Below are 16944 nucleotides of genomic sequence, written 5' to 3'. Positions count from 1 at the left end.
GCAGTAGAAACTGGAAGTTTTGAATCATGGATCGCCTTACCAGCATGGCCGTGTTCGTCAAAGCCGTCGACCTGGGCTCGTTCGCGGCCGCGGCGACCGCTCTCGATCTGTCCGGACCGATGGTCGGCAAGCATGTCCGGTTTCTCGAGGAGCGTCTGGGCGTGCGCCTTATCAACAGGACCACGCGCCGCCAAAGCCTGACAGACTTCGGGCGCGCCTATTATGAACGCTGCAGGCTGGTGCTTACTGAAGCGGAGGCCGCGGATGCACTCGCGGCCGACCAGCTTGCCGAGCCGCGCGGAAAGCTGCGTGTCCTCATGCCGGTGCATTTCGGCCGGCGCTGCGTTGCCCCGATCCTGCTCGGGCTTGCGCAGCAATATCCGGCGCTGGAACTTGACCTGTCGTTCAGCGATGCCATCGCCGATCTCGCAGAGGATGGCTGCGATCTCGCTGTCCGCACGGGCGATCTGGAGGACCAGACCGGGGTGATAGCGCGTCGCATCGCGCGCCAGCACATGGTCGTCTGCGCGTCGCCGTCCTATCTCGATAGGCACGGCCAGCCGCAGGCGATAGATGACCTCGGCCGCCATCATGCGATCATCTACCGCCGTTCCGGGCGTGCCGTTCAGCCGTGGCTGTTTCCGCGCAACGGCCAGCCCGCGGCGGAGGTCAGGCCCGTCAGCAGATTACGGCTCGACGATCTCGATGCCATCGCCGATGCCGCGGCCGCCGGCATGGGACTCGCCTGGCTGCCATACTGGATGGTTCGCGAGCGCATTCAAGCCGGCGTACTCGTCCCGCTGTTGCCGGAACAGCCGAGGTTTCTCTATGACGCTCATGCGCTGTGGTTGCAGACGCCCCACTTGCCGATGAAAGTCCGCCTTGCCGTCGATGCACTGGCGGCAGCGCTGCCCAAACTCATGACTTGAATGCACGAGCGGCCCGTCGCGGCCCGCGGCGTGGATTTCCTCAATTCTGCCCTCCCGCATCGACCACGAATCCGCCTATAGTGCTGCCATGCCCATCCGCCAGCTTTCCGAAACGATGATCAACCAGATCGCCGCCGGCGAAGTCATCGAGCGTCCGGCAAGCGTGGTCAAGGAACTGGTCGAGAACGCGCTCGACGCCGGCGCGACGCGCGTCGAGATCGTCACCGCCGGCGGCGGGCTAAACCTGATCCGCGTCAGCGACGACGGCTCCGGCATTCCGGAAAAGGAACTGGCGCTGGCGATCGCGCGCCACTGCACCTCCAAGCTCGCCGACAACATCCACGACATCCGCTCGCTTGGCTTTCGCGGCGAGGCCTTGCCGTCGATCGGCTCGGTGGCGCGGCTGTCGATCCGCTCGCGCACCGCGTCGGGGGACAGCGCCGCCGAGATCGGCATCGACGGCGGTCGCGTCTCTGCCGTGAAGCCGGCCGCCGCCAATCGCGGCACCACGGTCGAGGTGCGCGACCTGTTCTTCGCCACGCCGGCGCGGCTCAAATTCATGAAGGGCGAGCGCGCCGAAAGCTCGGCCATCGGCGACGTGGTCAAGCGCATCGCCATCGCCTTCCCCGCCGTGCGCTTCACGCTGGCCGGGCCGGACCGCTCGACGCTGGAACTGCCGGCGACCGAGGGCGGCCCCGAAGGCCGGCTGCGCCGGGTGGCGCAGGTGATGGGGGCCGACTTTCCGAACAATGCGATTGCCATCGACGCCGTGCGGGACGGTGTGCATCTCGCCGGCCATGTCTCGGTCCCCTCCTTCACGCGCGCCAACGCGCTGCAGCAATACGCCTATGTCAACGGCCGGCCGGTGCGCGACAGACTGATCGCCGGCGCTATCCGCGGCGCCTTTGCCGACGTGCTGCCACGCGACCGCCATGCGGTCACCGTGCTGTTCCTGACGCTGGATCCGGCAATCGTCGACGTCAACGTCCACCCGGCCAAGGCAGACGTCCGCTTCCGCGATCCGGGGCTGGTGCGCGGGCTGATCGTCGGCGCCATCCGTGAAGCGCTGGCCAATGCCGGCATCCGCGCCGCCACCACCGGCGCTGCCGGCATGATGGCGGCGTTCCGGCCAGGGGCTGCCTCCTATGCGCATGGCGGGCCGGCCAACGGCCACCGCAGCTACGAGGCGGCCTATCGGGCTTCCGGCTTTGCCGGGTTCGATCCCGCCCGTTCGCCGCAGCGTCCGCTGGACACGCGTCTTGGCGATGCTGCAAATGGCGGATTCGGCGAAGACGATCAAGCGGCGTTCGACGCCGGCCCGCTGCACAGTGCCGACGCGCGTGCCGGGCAGGACCAGGCGGCAGAGACGCTGCTCGGCACGGCATTGGGCGCCGCGCGCGCGCAAGTGCATGAGAACTACATCGTTGCCCAGACCAGGGACTCGCTTGTCATCGTCGACCAGCATGCGGCGCATGAGCGGCTGGTCTATGAGGCCTTGAAAAATGCGCTGCATTCGCGCGCCGTGCCGTCGCAGATGCTGCTTTTGCCCGAGATCGTCGACCTGCCGGAGGAAGATGCCGAACGGCTCGCCATGCACTCCGAGACGCTGGCCCGCTTCGGCCTTGGCATCGAGCGCTTCGGCCCGGGTGCCGTCGCGGTGCGCGAGACGCCGTCGATGCTCGGCGAGACCAATGTCCAGCAGCTGGTGCGCGACCTTGCCGACGAGATCGCCGACAACGACACGGTCGACACGCTGAAAGGGCGGCTGGACAAAATAGCCGCGACCATGGCCTGCCACGGCTCGGTGCGTTCCGGCCGCCTGCTCAAGCCCGAAGAGATGAACGCGCTGCTGCGCCAGATGGAGGCGACGCCGGGCTCCGGCACCTGCAACCACGGCCGCCCGACCTATATCGAGCTCAAGCTGGCGGATATCGAGCGGCTGTTTGGGCGGCGATGAGGGGATCGCATTGAGCGGCCTCCAAATGGACGGCTCTAGGCATCATCTGGGGGGTCGAACTTCTCATAGACAAACTTCCCCTCACTTCGAAAAAAGGCACTTCCGCAAGGCGCCTCTAGACAAGGGGTAATGAGCGGGTCGTAGTTCGCAATTGTGTTAACATCGAATAGGCTTAAGTTATTCGGATTGTTGACATATTCGTCAGATTCATCACCAGAAAAAAAGCGCCAGCCGCTATCAATCGGACCGTCTGGTGTTTCACGATACAGATAGCCGACTTGTGTGCCATCTACGGTAATGCGATCTGACGCGATACAACTACCGTAACCGACCGCTATTGGGCGAAACGTTGACGCGTCCCGAAAAAACGTCTTGGGCATTCTAAGCTCACTGATGGCGCCCTTATTCCTAATCAGGATCAGCTGCCATGTGTAGTCAGCGGTCAAGCATTTGAGGTAATTACCTCTTCAAATTCACCACGATGACGCCACCCAGCGCCAGCGCGCCGCCGATGATGCCGAGCAAGGTCGGCACTTCGCCCAGCCAGAAGAAGCCGATCAGGGTGGCCACCGGCGAAACCAGATAGAGGAAGTTCGAAGCACGCGCGGCGGACAGGCGGGAAAGTGCCGTTGCCCAGGCGGCGTAGGCGATCAGGCTGGGCACGATGCCGAGAAAGATGACAGCGCCGAGACCGGCGGTATCGGCGACCGCCGCCTGCGCAAGGCCGCTCGGCAGGAAGGGCGCCAGGCAGAGCGCGCCAAGCACCATGTTCGAGGCCGAGATCGTCAGCGGGTGATGGCGCGCAAACAGCGGCTTCTGGACGATGGTGTTGACGGCCGAGCACAGCGCCGAGCCGAGGACAAGCAACGCGCCATTGTTGAAATGCAATCCTTGCCCCTCGCCCATGGCGATGATGCCGATACCGGCGAAGGACAGGAATGTGCCGGCCCAGGCAAGGCCTGAGAAGCGTTCGCCGAGCAGCGCCATGGCCATGATGGCGGTGAAGATCGGGCTGACATTGATGATGAAGCCGGCGGCACCGGCCGAAACGGTCAGCTCGCCAAAATTGAGCATCACCGTGTACAAGGCGACGAAAATGGAGCCGCCGAAAGCAAAGCGCCAGAGTTCGTCGAGCCTGGGCAGAGCCGGCCGCTTGATGGCAAGGAAGATCGCCGCCGGAACCGCAGCGATGGCAAAGCGCAGCGCGCCAAGCTCCAGCGGCCCGAAGGCGGCGAGGCCGGCGCGGATCGCCGGAAAAGCAGAGGCCCAGCCAACCACCGTCAGCGCCACCGCGATGACCGCTGTGTTATCCATCCGCTGTGTCGGATTCAACGTGCCGGTGTAAACGCTCATCTCGGTGTCCCCACGATTCAATGCCATGAAACAGAGAAAACGCCATAGTGAGCCGGTTGACAAACGAACAAATCGAGGATCACCTGTGACTATGGATCACAGCTTAGACCCGATGCTGCCGCTTGAAACCTTGCGCGCCTTCGATGCCGCGGCGCGCACCGGCAGCTTTTCGGCGGCGGCCGAGAAGCTCAACATCACCCATGGCGCCGTCAGCCGGCAGATCGCCAAGCTCGAGGGCTGGCTCGGGCTGAAAGTGTTCGATCGCGGCGCGCGCGGCGTCTCGCTGACCGTCGAGGGCAATCGCCTGCATCTGCGCACCACCGAAGCCTTCGCCCTGATCGCCAGCAATTCGGATCGCTGGATCGAGCCGCGCGGCACGGCGGTGGTGCGGCTGACCTCGATCCCCTCGGTCAGCGGGCTGTGGCTGATGCCGCGCATGGCGGTGCTGGAGAACCACCCGTCCAAGCTGCGCATCGTGCTCGACGTCGACATCCGCCAGGGCGATCTTGCCGACGAGGGTATCGACCTTTCGATTCGCTGCGGGCGCGGCCGCATTCCGGGCCGGATCTCGGTGCAACTTTTCGAGGAATATGTGTTCCCGGTCGCCTCCCCGGAATTGGCCAAGGAGATCGGCCGCGGAGATCCTGCCCGGCTGCTCAAATTTCCGGTGATCAACGATTCCGACGCTTCGGCCTGGCGCGCCTGGTTTGCGGCGCAGGAAATGGACTATCGGCCGCGGCCGCACGATCGCCGTTTCGAGGATTACAATCTCGTACTCGACGCCGCCGCGCACGGGCTCGGCATTGCGCTGGCGCGTCCGCCATTGACGGTGGATCAGTTGAACTCGGGCCGCATCGTCGCCGTAGACGAACGCAGTGCGCTCAGCCCGATATCCTACTGGCTCGACCGGCCGCTGGGGCGGCCGCGCGCTGCCGCCGCCGAGCTCGCCCGGCGCATCGCAGTCCAAGCCGGGCTGGCAGCGGAGAAGATCGGGCAGTTTATCACGGCTGAGGAATGAGATGCCGGGCATCCGCTTTGCCGGCTTGTTCGAGCAAGTGTCACGGGAAACAGAACCAAGCAAGGCCAACCAAGCTTGACCTCGCCGCAATTTGTGGCGATGACATCGTCATGAATTTCGGCACCACCCCATGATGAACCGGTTCGAAGGCCCCGGCGGCAAGGAAGCCCGCATCCGCTACCTCGACGGCGACTTCCAGGTGACCAGCCCCGGCGCCTTCGTGCGCTGCGCGGTGACCGGCGAGAGCATTCCGCTCGACGAGCTCAAATACTGGAGTGTCGCCAGGCAGGAACCCTATTTGAATGCCGCCGCCTCGCTGCGCCGTGAGATCGAAGCGCATCCGGAACTGCGCCGCCGACGGTAGTCTGACGCAAATGGAAGTCGCCCCGCTGCGATCCTTTGCGCCCCTCTCTGCCCCGAAGTCAGGCCGACAACACCGGCCTCAGAGGTTATCTCACAACAAAAAACCCGCCTCGGGGCTCGAGCGCGGGTCGTCGGCGAATCATCACCATGTCCAAATTAGTAGCATAGCTGCATTAGTAGCATAGCTGCCGGCACAAAGCAAGAACAAAATATGCCGCGACCAGCGGAAAGATGCAAAATCCCCGTCCCCGCATCGCCTCGGTGCTCAGCTGCTGGTCAGCCTCTCAGCCGGCGCTGCCGCCATGCATCCAGTGTCTCGTCGATGATGCGTTGCGGCACGTGGTCGAGCTCGAAGACGGTGTCGATCTCCAGCACGTCGAGCCGGTCGAGGAATTCCGGCGGCGCTGCGCCATGACGCAGGCGGGCAGCGTCCTTGGCGGTGGTAATGAGGCCAAGCCCGGCTTTACGCGCCGTCGCCGCCAATTCGGCAAGTTCGTCCTCGCCATAGAAATGATGGTCAGGAAACGATTTGGTCAGCGCAAGCTCGCCGCCGGCCTCGCGGACAGTGTCGAAAAACTTGTCGGGATGACCGATGCCGGCGAACGCCAGGAACCGCCTGCCGGCCAGCGTCACCTTGCTGCTCGGGGCGGTGTGCGCCTCGAAGATCGGCCTCCCGGCGCGCGCTGCCTGGCGCACGACCGTGTCGGCCGCGGTGCCCTCGCCCATCTTCAGCAACGCGCTGGTGAAGACCAGCTGGTCGACGATGTTTGCCCGCAGCGGCCCGCCGGGGATGACGCTGCCGTTGCCGATGCCATAGCGCGCGTCGACGACGACCAGCGCATAGTCGATGTGGATGCGCGCGCTCTGAAAACCGTCATCCATGATCAGGAAATCGCAGCCGAGCTTTTCCAGCAGAAGTCTGGCGCCGGCGGCCCGGTTCGGCGTCACCGCGACCGGCGCGTGTTCGGCCAGAAGCAGCGGCTCGTCGCCGACATGCTTGGCGGCGTCGTGGTGCGGATCGACGATATGCGGCTGCGCAAAGGAGCCACCATGGCCGCGCGACAGGAAACCGGGATTGAGCTGCATGCGCCGGGCCTGTTCGGCCAATGCGATCGCCACCGGCGTCTTGCCGGTGCCGCCGACGGTGAAGTTGCCGACGCAGAGCACCGGCGCCTCGACCTTTTCGCGCGGCGCGTGCCGCATGCGGCGACCGGCGACAAGCGCATAGACGGCGGAGAGCGGCGACAGCGCCGTGACCCGCCAGTCCGGCTCTTCCCACCAGAAGGGTGGCGCTTCCGAGGTCACGTCAGCGCCCGTTTGCGCCCTTCAGGCGCGACTTGACGACCAGCGGCTGGATATAAGGCTCGAGCGACCTAAGCGTGTGTGCCAGCGCACCGCGCATCTCGTCGACGGTCGCCGCACCCGCCGCCATCATCTCATGGCGGGCCGCCTCGTTGGTCAAAAGGAAATTGACTGCGCCGGCCAGCATATCACGGTCGCGCACCAGCTTGGCGCCGCCACTGTCGAGCAGGCGCTGATAGGCCTCGCGAAAATTCTGGACGTTGCGGCCGGCAAGCACCGCCGTCTCCAGCATGGCCGGTTCCAGCGGGTTCTGGCCGCCCTCGGAAGTGAGCGAACGGCCGACAAAGGCGATTTCCGTCAGCCTCAGATAAAGCCCCATCTCGCCGATCGTGTCGCCGAGCAGGATATCGGTATCGGCGGTGATCCTGTCGCCCTTGCTGCGCTGCGCCAGCTTCAGGCCCATGCCGGAAATCTGCGCGGCCAGCTGCTCGGCGCGATCGGGATGGCGCGGCACGATGATGGTTAAAAGCCCGTGATGCCGCTTGTGCAGCATGGCGTGAACTTCCGCGGCGACCACCTCTTCGCCGTCATGGGTCGAGATCGCCGCCCAGGTCGGGCGGGCGCCGATCTGGCGTTTCAGCGCCGACAGCGCCCGTTCGTCGACCGGCGGCGGCGCGGTGTCGACCTTGAGATTGCCGGATACGGTGACCGGCCGGGCGCCGAGCGAAAGGAAGCGCTCGCCATCGAGATCCGACTGGGCGACGACATGGGCGAGATTTTCGAACAATGCTTCGGCGATGTTGGCGCGCTTCTTCCAGGATTTGAAGGAGCGGTCGGACAGCCTGCCATTGACCAGAACCTGCGGCACGCGGCGGGCGCCGAGTTCCAGGATGGTCATCGGCCAGATCTCCGATTCGGCGATGATCGCCAGGTCCGGCTGCCAATGGTCGAGGAAGCGGCTGACCGCCGGCTTGAGGTCGAGCGGCACATATTGGTGGATGATGCGGTCACCCAGACGTTCTTCGGCGACCTGTGCCGAGGTGACCGTGCCCGTCGTCAGGACGATGTTGACGCCGTAATCGAGAATGCTCTCGACCAGCGGCACGACGGCGATGGTCTCGCCGACGCTGGCTGCATGGATCCAGATCACCGGGCCTTCGGGGCGCTCGCGTCCGGCGACGCCGTAGCGTTCGCGCCGGCGAATGCGATCCTCCTTGCCTCTGGACGTGCGCCAGGCGACATAAGGCCCGGCCAACGGGTAGGCGGCGGCCCCCGCGAAACGGTATGCGGTCAGGAAGGCGCGCGCCCAGCGCACACTCATTTCGAACCGTCCACAAGGCGATAGGCCTCGGCGGTTGCGGCATTGAGCGAGGCCGTAACCTCCTGGCGCTTGCGTTCCATTTCCGTCGCGTCGGCGTTGGCCGGCACGAAGACAGGCGTGCCGACGACGATCGAGGAGCGGCCGAAGGGCAGGTTGATCGTCGTCTTGTCCCAGCTGCCCTCGATCACCTTGCGGCGGCTGGTGGCTATCGCGGCAGGCAGGATCGGCCGGCCGGACAGCCGCGCCAGAAGAACGACACCGAGCCCCGCATCGCGCGGCGTGCCGTGGGGAATATCAGCAATCATGGCGACGTTCTTGCCGGTGGCGAGCGACTTTTTGAGGGCGATGAGCGCCTTGGCGCCGCCCTTGTCGAGATGCCTTGCGCTTTCGCGCCCGCCGGAGCCGCGCACCGCCTCGATGCCGAATTTCTCGACCATCAACGCGTTGAGCTCGGCATCGGCGCTGCGCGACACCATGGCAACCAAGGGCCGTCCTTTGGGATAATAGGCCGGGGTCAGCAGATGCTGGCCGTGCCAGAGCGCGATGATGCCGGGCTCGAGCTGCGCATAGGCGCCGCCGGAAAATTTCGCCGATCCGTCGACCATGCGGTTGGTCAGGCGGACAAGGCGGACGAAATACGCAAACAGGGCGGCAATGGCATTCTTGACGAATCGCGACTGCGCCAGCGGTTCGCGGATCTTGCGCCAGAACGTCTTCGGCTTGCGACGTCTGACCGCCGACCGCGGGGCTGATCGCTTCACCGATTCATGGTTCATCGATATCAACCGGCAGCCTTGTTTTCGGGGTCGAGCAGCCGGTGCAGGTGAACGACGAAATAACGCATATGGGCATTGTCGACGCTGGCTTGCGCCTTGGCCTTCCAGACGGCGTGCGCCGATTGATAGTCCGGATAGATGCCGACGATGTCGAGCGCGTCGAGATCGCGAAATTCGGTGCCGCCCAGCTTCTTGAGTTCGCCGCCGAACACCAGGTGCAACAGCTGTTTCTTTCCGTCTTCAGCGGCCATGTCGATCCTTCACATATCGTGAGTTGGGACAGGTCTAGACCAAAGCTGCCGACTTTGGAACCGTTGATAATGTTCAATTGTCCAGCCCGGCGATGACGCCGGCGAGCACGGTGAGGAGTTCGCCACTGCCGGCGGCGAGCGACCCGTGGCGGATCACCTCGCCGGCATAGAGCGGTGCGCGGCCGTGCCGATCGAGCAAGGCGCCGCCTGCCTCGCGCAGGATGAGGTCGGCCGCGGCGATGTCCCAGTCATGCGCGTTGGCCTTGACGAAGGTGGCATCGAGCTGGCCGCCGGCGATCATCGCCAGCCGGTAGGCGAGCGAAGGAATATAGGGCACGCGCTTCAGCCGTTTGTGCCATCTCGCCGGCATCAGGTCGATCATCGGCTTCGGTCCGGCGATTTCGGCCGTTTCCGTCGGCGGACGCACGCCGATGCGCTTGCCGTTCAGGAATGCGCCCTCGCCGGGCAGCGCCCAATAGATTTCGCCCTTCGCCGGGCAGTCGAGCACGCCGGCAAGCGTGCGGCCGTTCTCGACCACCGCGACGCTGACGCACCACGTGGGCAGGCCCTCGAGGAAGCCGCGCGTGCCGTCGATCGGATCGACGACGAAGGTGCGGCGCGCGACAAGCCTTACCGGGTCGTCGACGGTTTCCTCCGACAGCCAGCCATAGTCCGGCCGGGCCGCCAGCAAGGTCTCGCGCAGATATTTGTCGGCGGCGTGGTCGGCTTCGCTGACCGGCGAGGTGCCGCCCTTCATCCACACTTGCGGGTTGTTGTTGAAGTAGCGCATAGCGATGAGGCCCGCCTCGCGGGCAGCGTCGCGCAGCAGCGGCAGGTCTTCAGCAGCGCCGGCCGAGACGACCGGATCAAGCTCCGGCAAGGGTCATTCCTTCGATCAAAAGCGTGGGTGCAGCGGTGCCGAAATTGCGGTCGAGATCACTCGCCGGAACCATGTTGAGGAACATGGTCTTCAAATTGGAGGCGATGGTCACCTCAGCAACGGGATAGGCCAGCTCGCCATTTTCGATCCAGAAGCCGGAAGCGCCGCGGCTATACTCGCCTGTCACCATGTCGACGCCCTGGCCGAACACTTCGGTGACGTAAAAACCGGTCTTGAGCGACTTGATCAGCTCTTCCGGCGTGTTTTCGCCGGGCTCAATGGCGAGATTGGTCGATGACGGCGAGACCGAGGAGCCGTTGCGCGAGCCGCGCCCATTGGTGACGAGGCCTAGTTCCCGCGCCGCCGAGGTCGACAGGAACCAGTGGTTGAGCACGCCCTTGTCGACCATGAACAGTTTTTCGCCCTCGACGCCTTCGCCGTCGAATGGGCGCGAGGCCTGTCCGCGGCGCCGGAGCGGCTCGTCGCTGACGGTGATTGCGGCCGAAGCTACTTTCTTGCCCATCATGTCGCGCAGAAAGCTGGTCTTGCGCGCCACCGCGGCGCCATTGATGGCACCTGCGAGATGGCCGGCAATGCCGCGCGCCACGCGCGGATCGAACACCACGTCGACCGGCCCGGTCGCAGCCTTGCGCGCGCCAATGCGGCGTACGGCACGCTCACCGGCCTTGCGGCCGATGTCTTCCGGCGCGTCGAGATCGGAAAAATGCTGGCGCGAGGAGAATTCGTAATCGCGCTCCATGCCGGTGCCCTCGCCGGCGATCACGCTGGTCGAGCGCGAAAAGCGCGAGGCGACATAATGGCCGACAAAACCGTGCGAAGTGGCGAGCACCAGCCCGCCAAGCCCGGCACTGGCACCGCTGCCGGCCGAATTGGTGACGCCCTTGACGGCAAGCGCCGCCGCCTCCGCGGCAAGGGCTGCTTCCTTCAATCGGTCGGCCGAAACCTCGGTGGCATCGAACAGATCGAGGTCGCGTGGCTTCTTGACCAGCAGGACCGGATCGGCGAGACCCTGATAGGGATCCTCAGGCGACACTTTGGCCATGGCGACGGCGCGCTCGGCCAGCATGTTAGGGTCGGACGCGGCCGTTGCCGAGACGCTCGCCACCCGCCTGCCGACGAAGACACGCAACGAGACGTCCTCGCTCTCGGACGCCTCTGTGCCTTCGACCTTGCCGAGCCGGACCGACACGCCGGTCGAACGGCCGCGCACCGCGACCGCATCGGCGGCATCGGCGCCGGCCCGTTTGGCAGCCTCGACCAGGGCCGCGACGCGATCGGTCAATTTCGCTGCGTCGAGCGTATCGGTCATGCACATAATCCTGTTTATTTGCGGCCGGCTGCAGGGGCAACCGCTGATGCACCATCTATTGTCCCGGTGCGCTTTCTGCAATGGGAGAAGGCAATCAGATGCATCGGCTGAGGTCGGCGCGACCGATCTATAGCGCCGTCCGTTCTTCTTGACGCACATAAAGACCATGTAGATCTTTGATCTTGCGCATTAGGCTGGTCTGATCAACCGGAAGGCGTGACCTTCGATCGGTCAGGCGCGGAAGCGATCAGCCGAAAACGTCGCGACACGCCCTGGATCGCCGCGACCACTGATCCGCTCGGCAACCAGGCGTGCAGTGATCGGAGCGAGTGTCAGGCCGAGGTGGCCGTGACCGAAAGCGTGGATCACCCTGGAGCTGGCGCGCGACGGACCGATAACCGGCAGGGAATCGGGCAGCGACGGCCGGAACCCGAGCCATTCGGATGAGGGCTGGCCGAGTTGGGGAAAGAATTGCCGGACACCGCGATCGAGCAGTGCCAGCCGGCGCGGATTTGCCGGCGCTGCAAGCCCGCCGAGTTCGACTGTTCCGGCAACACGCAGCCGGCCGGTCATCGGCGTCATGTAGAAGCCGAGATCGACAGGACAGACCGGACGATTGAGCACAGGCGCTTCGGTCGGGAATTCGAGATGATATCCGCGTTCGGTCTCGAGCGGGATCCTGTCGCCGGCCTGCATCGCCAACGCCTGTGATTTCGCGCCCGCGGCGATCACCACCGTGTTCGCCTTGACGCGAAAGCCGGAACCGCTGAGCCTGACACCGTCCGCCTCGACCCGCAGTCCGGTTATCTCAGCCTGCGCCACCGAAACGCCGCTGTCGGTCGCGGCATTGAGCAACCGCCGCATCATTTTCTTCGGATCGGTGACATTCATCGAGTCCGGGAAGTACAGTCCGCTGGCCCCGGTTGGGGGGAGGCCGGGCTCCAGCGCGGCCACCGCTGCTGGCGTCAGAACGTCTTGATGGACGCCAAACCCGGCGCGTAGCGCCCTGCCGCCGGCAGCCTTGGCGAAATCGCTCTCGCGACGATACAAGTACAGACAGCCATTGCGTCGCAGCAGGTCTGCCATGCCGGCCTCCTCCACCATCTCCTCCCGGGCGGGCAGGGCTTCGGCAAGAAGCCCCGCGAGTGCCAGCGCATTGGCGCGCGTGGCGGCTGGAAGCGACTGCCGCACGAAGCGGAGCAGCCAGGGTGCGACCTGGAAAAATGCTGCCCAGCGCAGCGCGAAGGGGCTGTCCGGATCGAGAAGCAGTTTTGGCAACGAGCGCAGCACGGCCGGATTGCCTACCGGCATGCAGGCATATTCGGCAAGCGTTCCAGCATTGCCGAAAGAGGCGCCGGAGCCCGGCTCATTGGCGTCTATGAGCAGGACTTCGCGACCGTCAACTGCGAGCCGGAGTGCCGTCGCCAGTCCAACAACGCCGGCACCGATGATGGCGATGTCAGTGGTCTCAGATGTTGCCACCACCGTATCCTTGACCATGATGTTCCGAAACCCTGCTCCCACCTTTTGGGATCATGATCTAGACGAAGCCAGGCAATTGCAGATGGCCGGCCGATAACAGTTCGGCCATCGTGTTCAGGGCCGTGCGCAGATCGTCGAGCGAGCGCGCGGCGCCGACATTGATACGCACGCCGTGCTGTACCGGCTCGCGCCCAACCGCGAAGGCATCACCCGGGAGCACGGCAACGCCACGTTCCAGGCAGGTACGAGCGAAACCCGCGCCCCGCCACGGCTCCGGAAGGCGCAGCCAGGCATGCGTCGAGGTTGGGTGGTTCTGGACATCGTAGCGGCCGAGGATTTCGGTGAGGATGGCCTGGCGCTGGCGAAGCTCCTGCTTCTGCGTTTCTATGATGCGCGCCGCCAAGCCCTCTTCTATCAGCCGCGCGCCGATCAGTGCAGTCAAAGGACTGATGCTCCAGCAGTTGATGCGCAAAGCCGCTGCAACCTGGCCGGCTATGGCGCGTGGCGCGATAACAAAACCGAGCCGCAGCCCTGGGGCAAGGCATTTCGACAAGGCGCCGACGTGAACCGTCAATTCGGGCTCGAGGCTGGCAAGCGATGGCGGCGGATTGTCTGCCAGCGGGCGGTAGACATCATCCTCGATGATGAGGACGTTGTGGCGGCGGGCCACAGCCACCAGCTCGTGCCGGCGTTCCTCGACCAGCGTGATGGTGGTCGGATTGTGAAGCGTGGGGACCAGGAAGACCGCGCGTGGGCGAAGCTGCGCGCAGGCCGCGTCGAACGCGTCGGCCCGCATGCCGCCACGGTCCATGGCGACGCCTCTCAGATCGAGCCCATGCACCCGGCACAGTGCATTGATGCCCTGATAGGTCACTTCGTCGGCGAGCACGACCTCGCCCTGCCTGGTCACCGCCCCAAGTACGCAATCCAGCCCATGCTGGGCGCCCGCCGCCAGCACCACGCGGCCGGGATCGCCTTCCCCCGCCACCGGTCGCATCCACTCGGCGATTGCCGCCCGCGCCCAAAGCGGCCCCTCGGGCGGGTGATAGTCCTGAAGCGTGGCGTAGTGCCGGTCCTTGGACAGGCGCGGCAATAACAGCCCCAACGCGTCGAGATAGGCCGACGTCGCAGGTCTGTTGACGGAAAGATCGATGACGCCGGTGTCGTCGCTCGGCGCTGACACGAAACCTGGCCTTTCGCCGCCGTTGCGGGCAGCGACCGTTGTGCCGCGTCCGGGCCGCGCGTCGAGCAGGCCGCGCTGCTGGAGCGTCGACAATGCGCGCGTCACCGTGGTGACATTGATGCCCAGTGCGCGGGCGATCTCGCGCTGTGGCGGCAGGCGGTCGCCAACCGCAAGCGTGCCGGACGTGATTCGTTCGGCAATAGCGTCGGCAAGGCGGCGATAGACCGGGCCTTCATCCGAGGCGAGTTGCAGGTCCTGAAGCATGCGGATTGGCGGATTCGGTGTGTTGACACTTTGGCTACCGGCGCATCTAGCATAAGACAACGCTCCGGACAATAGCGCTTGTCTGACGCCTACTCTCAAAATCCGATCGAAAAATCTCACACAACTTAGAAAAAATCGGCTTGACGGCCAAACTTGTCTGCATCTATGGTTCTTTAGAGATCGATTGTGTGAGCATACAAGTTTGGTTTGCCGCCATTGTGCGGCAGCGTCATGCGAGACCGACACATGCACGGCAAGCACCACCTCGTTTCAACAAGCAGCCTCTGCCGCAGCTCGACGGATTTCCGTTCGTGACCGTCCAACCGGCAGCGCTGGCAGGCGCCGATTCGGCAGCGGGCGCCGATGCCGGCAGCCATGGATTTGTCGAGTTTGTCGGCGTCGAGAAATCCTATGACGGCCGGACCTTCGCGGTAACGCGGCTGAACCTCGGCGTGGCGCGCGGCGAGTTCCTCACCCTTCTCGGCCCCTCCGGTTCGGGCAAGACGACGACGCTCAACATGCTTGCCGGGTTCGAACGGCCGACCAGCGGCGTCATCACGCTTGAAGGCCGGTCGGTCGACAGGCTGCCGCCGTATCAACGCAACATCGGCATGGTGTTCCAGAACTACGCCCTATTTCCTCACATGAGCGTCGAGGAAAACGTCGCCTTCCCGCTTTCCGTCCGCAAGATCACCAAGGCGGACATTTCCTCCCGCGTCGGCCGCGCGCTCGACATGGTGCGGCTGCGGCAGTTCGGCGACCGGCGGCCGGCACAGCTTTCCGGCGGTCAGCAGCAGCGCGTCGCGCTTGCCCGCGCGTTGGTGTTCGAGCCGAGCCTGGTGCTGATGGACGAGCCGCTCGGCGCGCTCGACAAGAAGCTGCGCGAGCACATGCAGCTCGAAATCAAGCAGCTGCACACAATGCTCGGCGTCACCATCGTCTATGTGACACACGACCAGAGCGAGGCGCTGACGATGTCGGACCGCGTCGCCGTCTTCAACAATGGCGGGATTGCCCAGCTCGGTTCGCCGGATGATCTCTACAACGCGCCGCAAACTTCGTTTGTCGCAAGCTTCATCGGCGAGAACAATACGCTGCTCGGCAAGGTCGAACGCGTCTCTGGCAAGGAGTGCCGCGTCGCGCTGGACGGTGGTGGTTCGATCACAGCGCTCGCCATCGGAGTTGCGGAGGGCGCAGCCTGCCATGTCGCCATCCGCCCGGAGCGGCTGAAGCTTGCACCCGCTTCGAAAGGAGCAAATGGGCTGGCCGGCACGGTCGATGGCCGCATCTATCTCGGCGACCACCAGCGTCTTTTGGCCAGGCTGGAAAACGGACAGGTGCTGACCGTCAAGGTCGGCCCCGAAACGACCATGGGCAACGGGGAACCGGTCACGGTTTCCTGCGCGCCCAACGACTGCCGTGCCTTTCCGGCCGATGCCGGAACAGGCGGTTCCATCTCGAAAACAGGGGAATAAGAACAATGAAAATCACAAAAGCCCGGCTGTTCGCCTTCGCGGCAGCCACAGCATTCATCACGTCAGGACATGTCGCCTTCGCCGACGAGCTTTCGATCATGGCCAGCGGCGGCGCCTGGCAGGATGCCCAGCGCAAGGCATGGTTCGAGCCGTTCAGCAAAGAGACCGGTGCCAAGATCGTCGAGCAGGAATATCTTGGCGATCTCGGCAAGGTCAAAGCCATGGTCGATACCGGCAACGTGCCGATCGACCTGGTGACGGTCGAGACCGCGACCGTGCTGCAGGGTTGCGACGCCGGCATTCTCGAGCGCCTCGACTATTCCAAGATCGCGCCGCGCGAAAAGTTCCTCGAAGGCTCCGCGCTCGACTGCGGCGTCGGCCTCGACGCCTATGGCGACGTGCTCGCCTATGACCCCAACGTGCTGAAAGAGGCCCCGACCTCGGTGCTCGACATCTTCGACACGACCAAGTTTCCGGGCAAGCGCGCGATGCGCAAGTTCCCGGCGCAGAATTTGGAATGGGCGCTGATGGCCGATGGCGTCGCGCCGGCCGATGTCTACAAGGTGCTGGCCACGCCGGAGGGCGTCGACCGCGCCTTCAAGAAACTCGACACCATCAAGAAAGACATCGTCTGGCGGGATGCCGGCGCACAGCCGCCGCAGCTCCTCGCATCCAAGGAAGTGGTGATGACCACCGCCTGGAACGGCCGTATCCAGAATGCGATCGACAAGGACGGGGCGCCATTCAAGATCGTCTGGAACAACCAGATCCTCGAATACGACATGATCGCCATTCCGAAGGGCGCCAAGAACCCAGAGCTGGCCTACAAATACCTTGCCTATATCAGCCAGCCGGAAAACAACGCCAAGCTCGCCAGCTACATCACCTATGGGCCGGTGCGCACCGATGCAGCTTCCTTTGTCGCGCCGGACGCCCTGCCCAAATTGCCGAACGCGCCTGACCACATGACCGCTTATCTGGTCGCCGATACCGAATTCTGGGGCGACTATGGCGAGGATCTGGTCAAGCGTTTCAACGCCTGGCTCGCGCAGTAGGAAAA

16 protein-coding genes are annotated in these 16944 nt (G+C 64.6%); 6 read left to right on the top strand and 10 right to left on the bottom strand.

Translation table 11 applies throughout. The features are described from left to right. The first annotated feature begins 26 nt into the window (after positions 1-26). Positions 27-929, top strand: coding sequence for a LysR family transcriptional regulator (locus NKI85_RS12120; protein WP_352525434.1), 903 nt, complete (start codon positions 27-29; stop codon positions 927-929). Between the two features lie 88 nt (positions 930-1017). Further along, on the top strand, positions 1018-2886 hold the full coding sequence (gene mutL, locus NKI85_RS12115) for a DNA mismatch repair endonuclease MutL (RefSeq protein WP_352525435.1): 1869 nt from the start codon (positions 1018-1020) through the stop codon (positions 2884-2886). A 35-nt stretch (positions 2887-2921) separates the two neighbouring features. Here the strand turns inward: mutL and NKI85_RS12110 are convergent, their stop codons facing one another. Both NKI85_RS12110 and NKI85_RS12105 read right to left on the bottom strand, forming a co-directional pair. Then, entirely contained in the window at positions 2922-3266 is a 345-nt protein-coding gene (locus NKI85_RS12110) for a DUF2185 domain-containing protein (RefSeq protein WP_352776774.1), read from the bottom strand. Between the two features lie 79 nt (positions 3267-3345). Next, positions 3346-4239, bottom strand: coding sequence for a DMT family transporter (locus NKI85_RS12105; protein ID WP_352776773.1), 894 nt, complete (start codon positions 4237-4239; stop codon positions 3346-3348). Positions 4240-4330: 91 nt separating this feature from the next. Between NKI85_RS12105 and NKI85_RS12100 the strand changes: the two genes are divergently transcribed. Together NKI85_RS12100 and NKI85_RS12095 are read left to right on the top strand one after the other, a co-directional pair. After that, positions 4331-5257 (top strand): LysR family transcriptional regulator, encoded by a 927-nt coding sequence (locus NKI85_RS12100; protein WP_352525440.1) that lies wholly within the window; start codon positions 4331-4333, stop codon positions 5255-5257. Positions 5258-5387: 130 nt separating this feature from the next. Next, positions 5388-5621, top strand: a complete 234-nt coding sequence (locus NKI85_RS12095) for a DUF2093 domain-containing protein (protein ID WP_031193470.1) — start codon at positions 5388-5390, stop codon at positions 5619-5621. 275 nt (positions 5622-5896) lie between these two features. On the opposite strand, the gene lpxK is transcribed toward NKI85_RS12095, so the two are convergent. The 8 genes from lpxK to NKI85_RS12055 all read right to left on the bottom strand — a co-directional run bounded on the left by lpxK (position 5897) and on the right by NKI85_RS12055 (position 14409). Beyond that, on the bottom strand, positions 5897-6925 hold the full coding sequence (gene lpxK, locus NKI85_RS12090; RefSeq protein WP_352776772.1) for a tetraacyldisaccharide 4'-kinase: 1029 nt from the start codon (positions 6923-6925) through the stop codon (positions 5897-5899). Between the two features lies 1 nt (position 6926). After that, positions 6927-8243, bottom strand: coding sequence for a lipid IV(A) 3-deoxy-D-manno-octulosonic acid transferase (waaA, locus tag NKI85_RS12085; protein ID WP_352525442.1), 1317 nt, complete (start codon positions 8241-8243; stop codon positions 6927-6929). Continuing rightward, positions 8240-9019: a lysophospholipid acyltransferase family protein gene (locus tag NKI85_RS12080; protein ID WP_352525443.1), complete on the bottom strand. Its 780-nt coding sequence runs from the start codon at positions 9017-9019 to the stop codon at positions 8240-8242. The genes waaA and NKI85_RS12080 overlap by 4 nt, the downstream gene beginning before the upstream one ends. A 5-nt stretch (positions 9020-9024) precedes the next feature. Further along, on the bottom strand, positions 9025-9270 hold the full coding sequence (locus tag NKI85_RS12075) for a DUF4170 domain-containing protein (protein ID WP_352525444.1): 246 nt from the start codon (positions 9268-9270) through the stop codon (positions 9025-9027). 73 nt (positions 9271-9343) lie between these two features. Next, the gene (locus tag NKI85_RS12070; protein WP_352525445.1) at positions 9344-10150 is read right to left on the bottom strand and encodes a 3'(2'),5'-bisphosphate nucleotidase CysQ; all 807 of its coding nucleotides are present in this window, start codon (positions 10148-10150) and stop codon (positions 9344-9346) included. Continuing rightward, complete coding sequence (locus NKI85_RS12065; protein WP_352525446.1) at positions 10137-11480, bottom strand: TldD/PmbA family protein; 1344 nt, start codon at positions 11478-11480, stop codon at positions 10137-10139. The genes NKI85_RS12070 and NKI85_RS12065 overlap by 14 nt, the downstream gene beginning before the upstream one ends. A gap of 231 nt (positions 11481-11711) precedes the next feature. Next, the gene (locus tag NKI85_RS12060; RefSeq protein ID WP_352525447.1) at positions 11712-12962 is read right to left on the bottom strand and encodes an NAD(P)/FAD-dependent oxidoreductase; all 1251 of its coding nucleotides are present in this window, start codon (positions 12960-12962) and stop codon (positions 11712-11714) included. Positions 12963-13020: 58 nt separating this feature from the next. After that, on the bottom strand, positions 13021-14409 hold the full coding sequence (locus tag NKI85_RS12055; RefSeq protein ID WP_352525448.1) for an aminotransferase-like domain-containing protein: 1389 nt from the start codon (positions 14407-14409) through the stop codon (positions 13021-13023). A gap of 332 nt (positions 14410-14741) precedes the next feature. Between NKI85_RS12055 and NKI85_RS12050 the strand changes: the two genes are divergently transcribed. Together NKI85_RS12050 and NKI85_RS12045 are read left to right on the top strand one after the other, a co-directional pair. Beyond that, positions 14742-15884 carry an ABC transporter ATP-binding protein gene (locus tag NKI85_RS12050; RefSeq protein WP_502896107.1) on the top strand — a complete coding sequence of 381 codons (1143 nt, stop codon included), beginning with the start codon at positions 14742-14744 and terminating at the stop codon, positions 15882-15884. Positions 15885-15889: 5 nt separating this feature from the next. Then, entirely contained in the window at positions 15890-16939 is a 1050-nt protein-coding gene (locus tag NKI85_RS12045) for an ABC transporter substrate-binding protein (RefSeq protein WP_352776771.1), read from the top strand. The last annotated feature ends 5 nt before the right edge of the window (positions 16940-16944 follow it).

It is taken from the genome of Mesorhizobium sp. M0571, from assembly GCF_040320985.1.
GTDB lineage: Bacteria > Pseudomonadota > Alphaproteobacteria > Rhizobiales > Rhizobiaceae > Mesorhizobium.
This window is presented reverse-complemented; position numbering and strand designations above follow the sequence as displayed.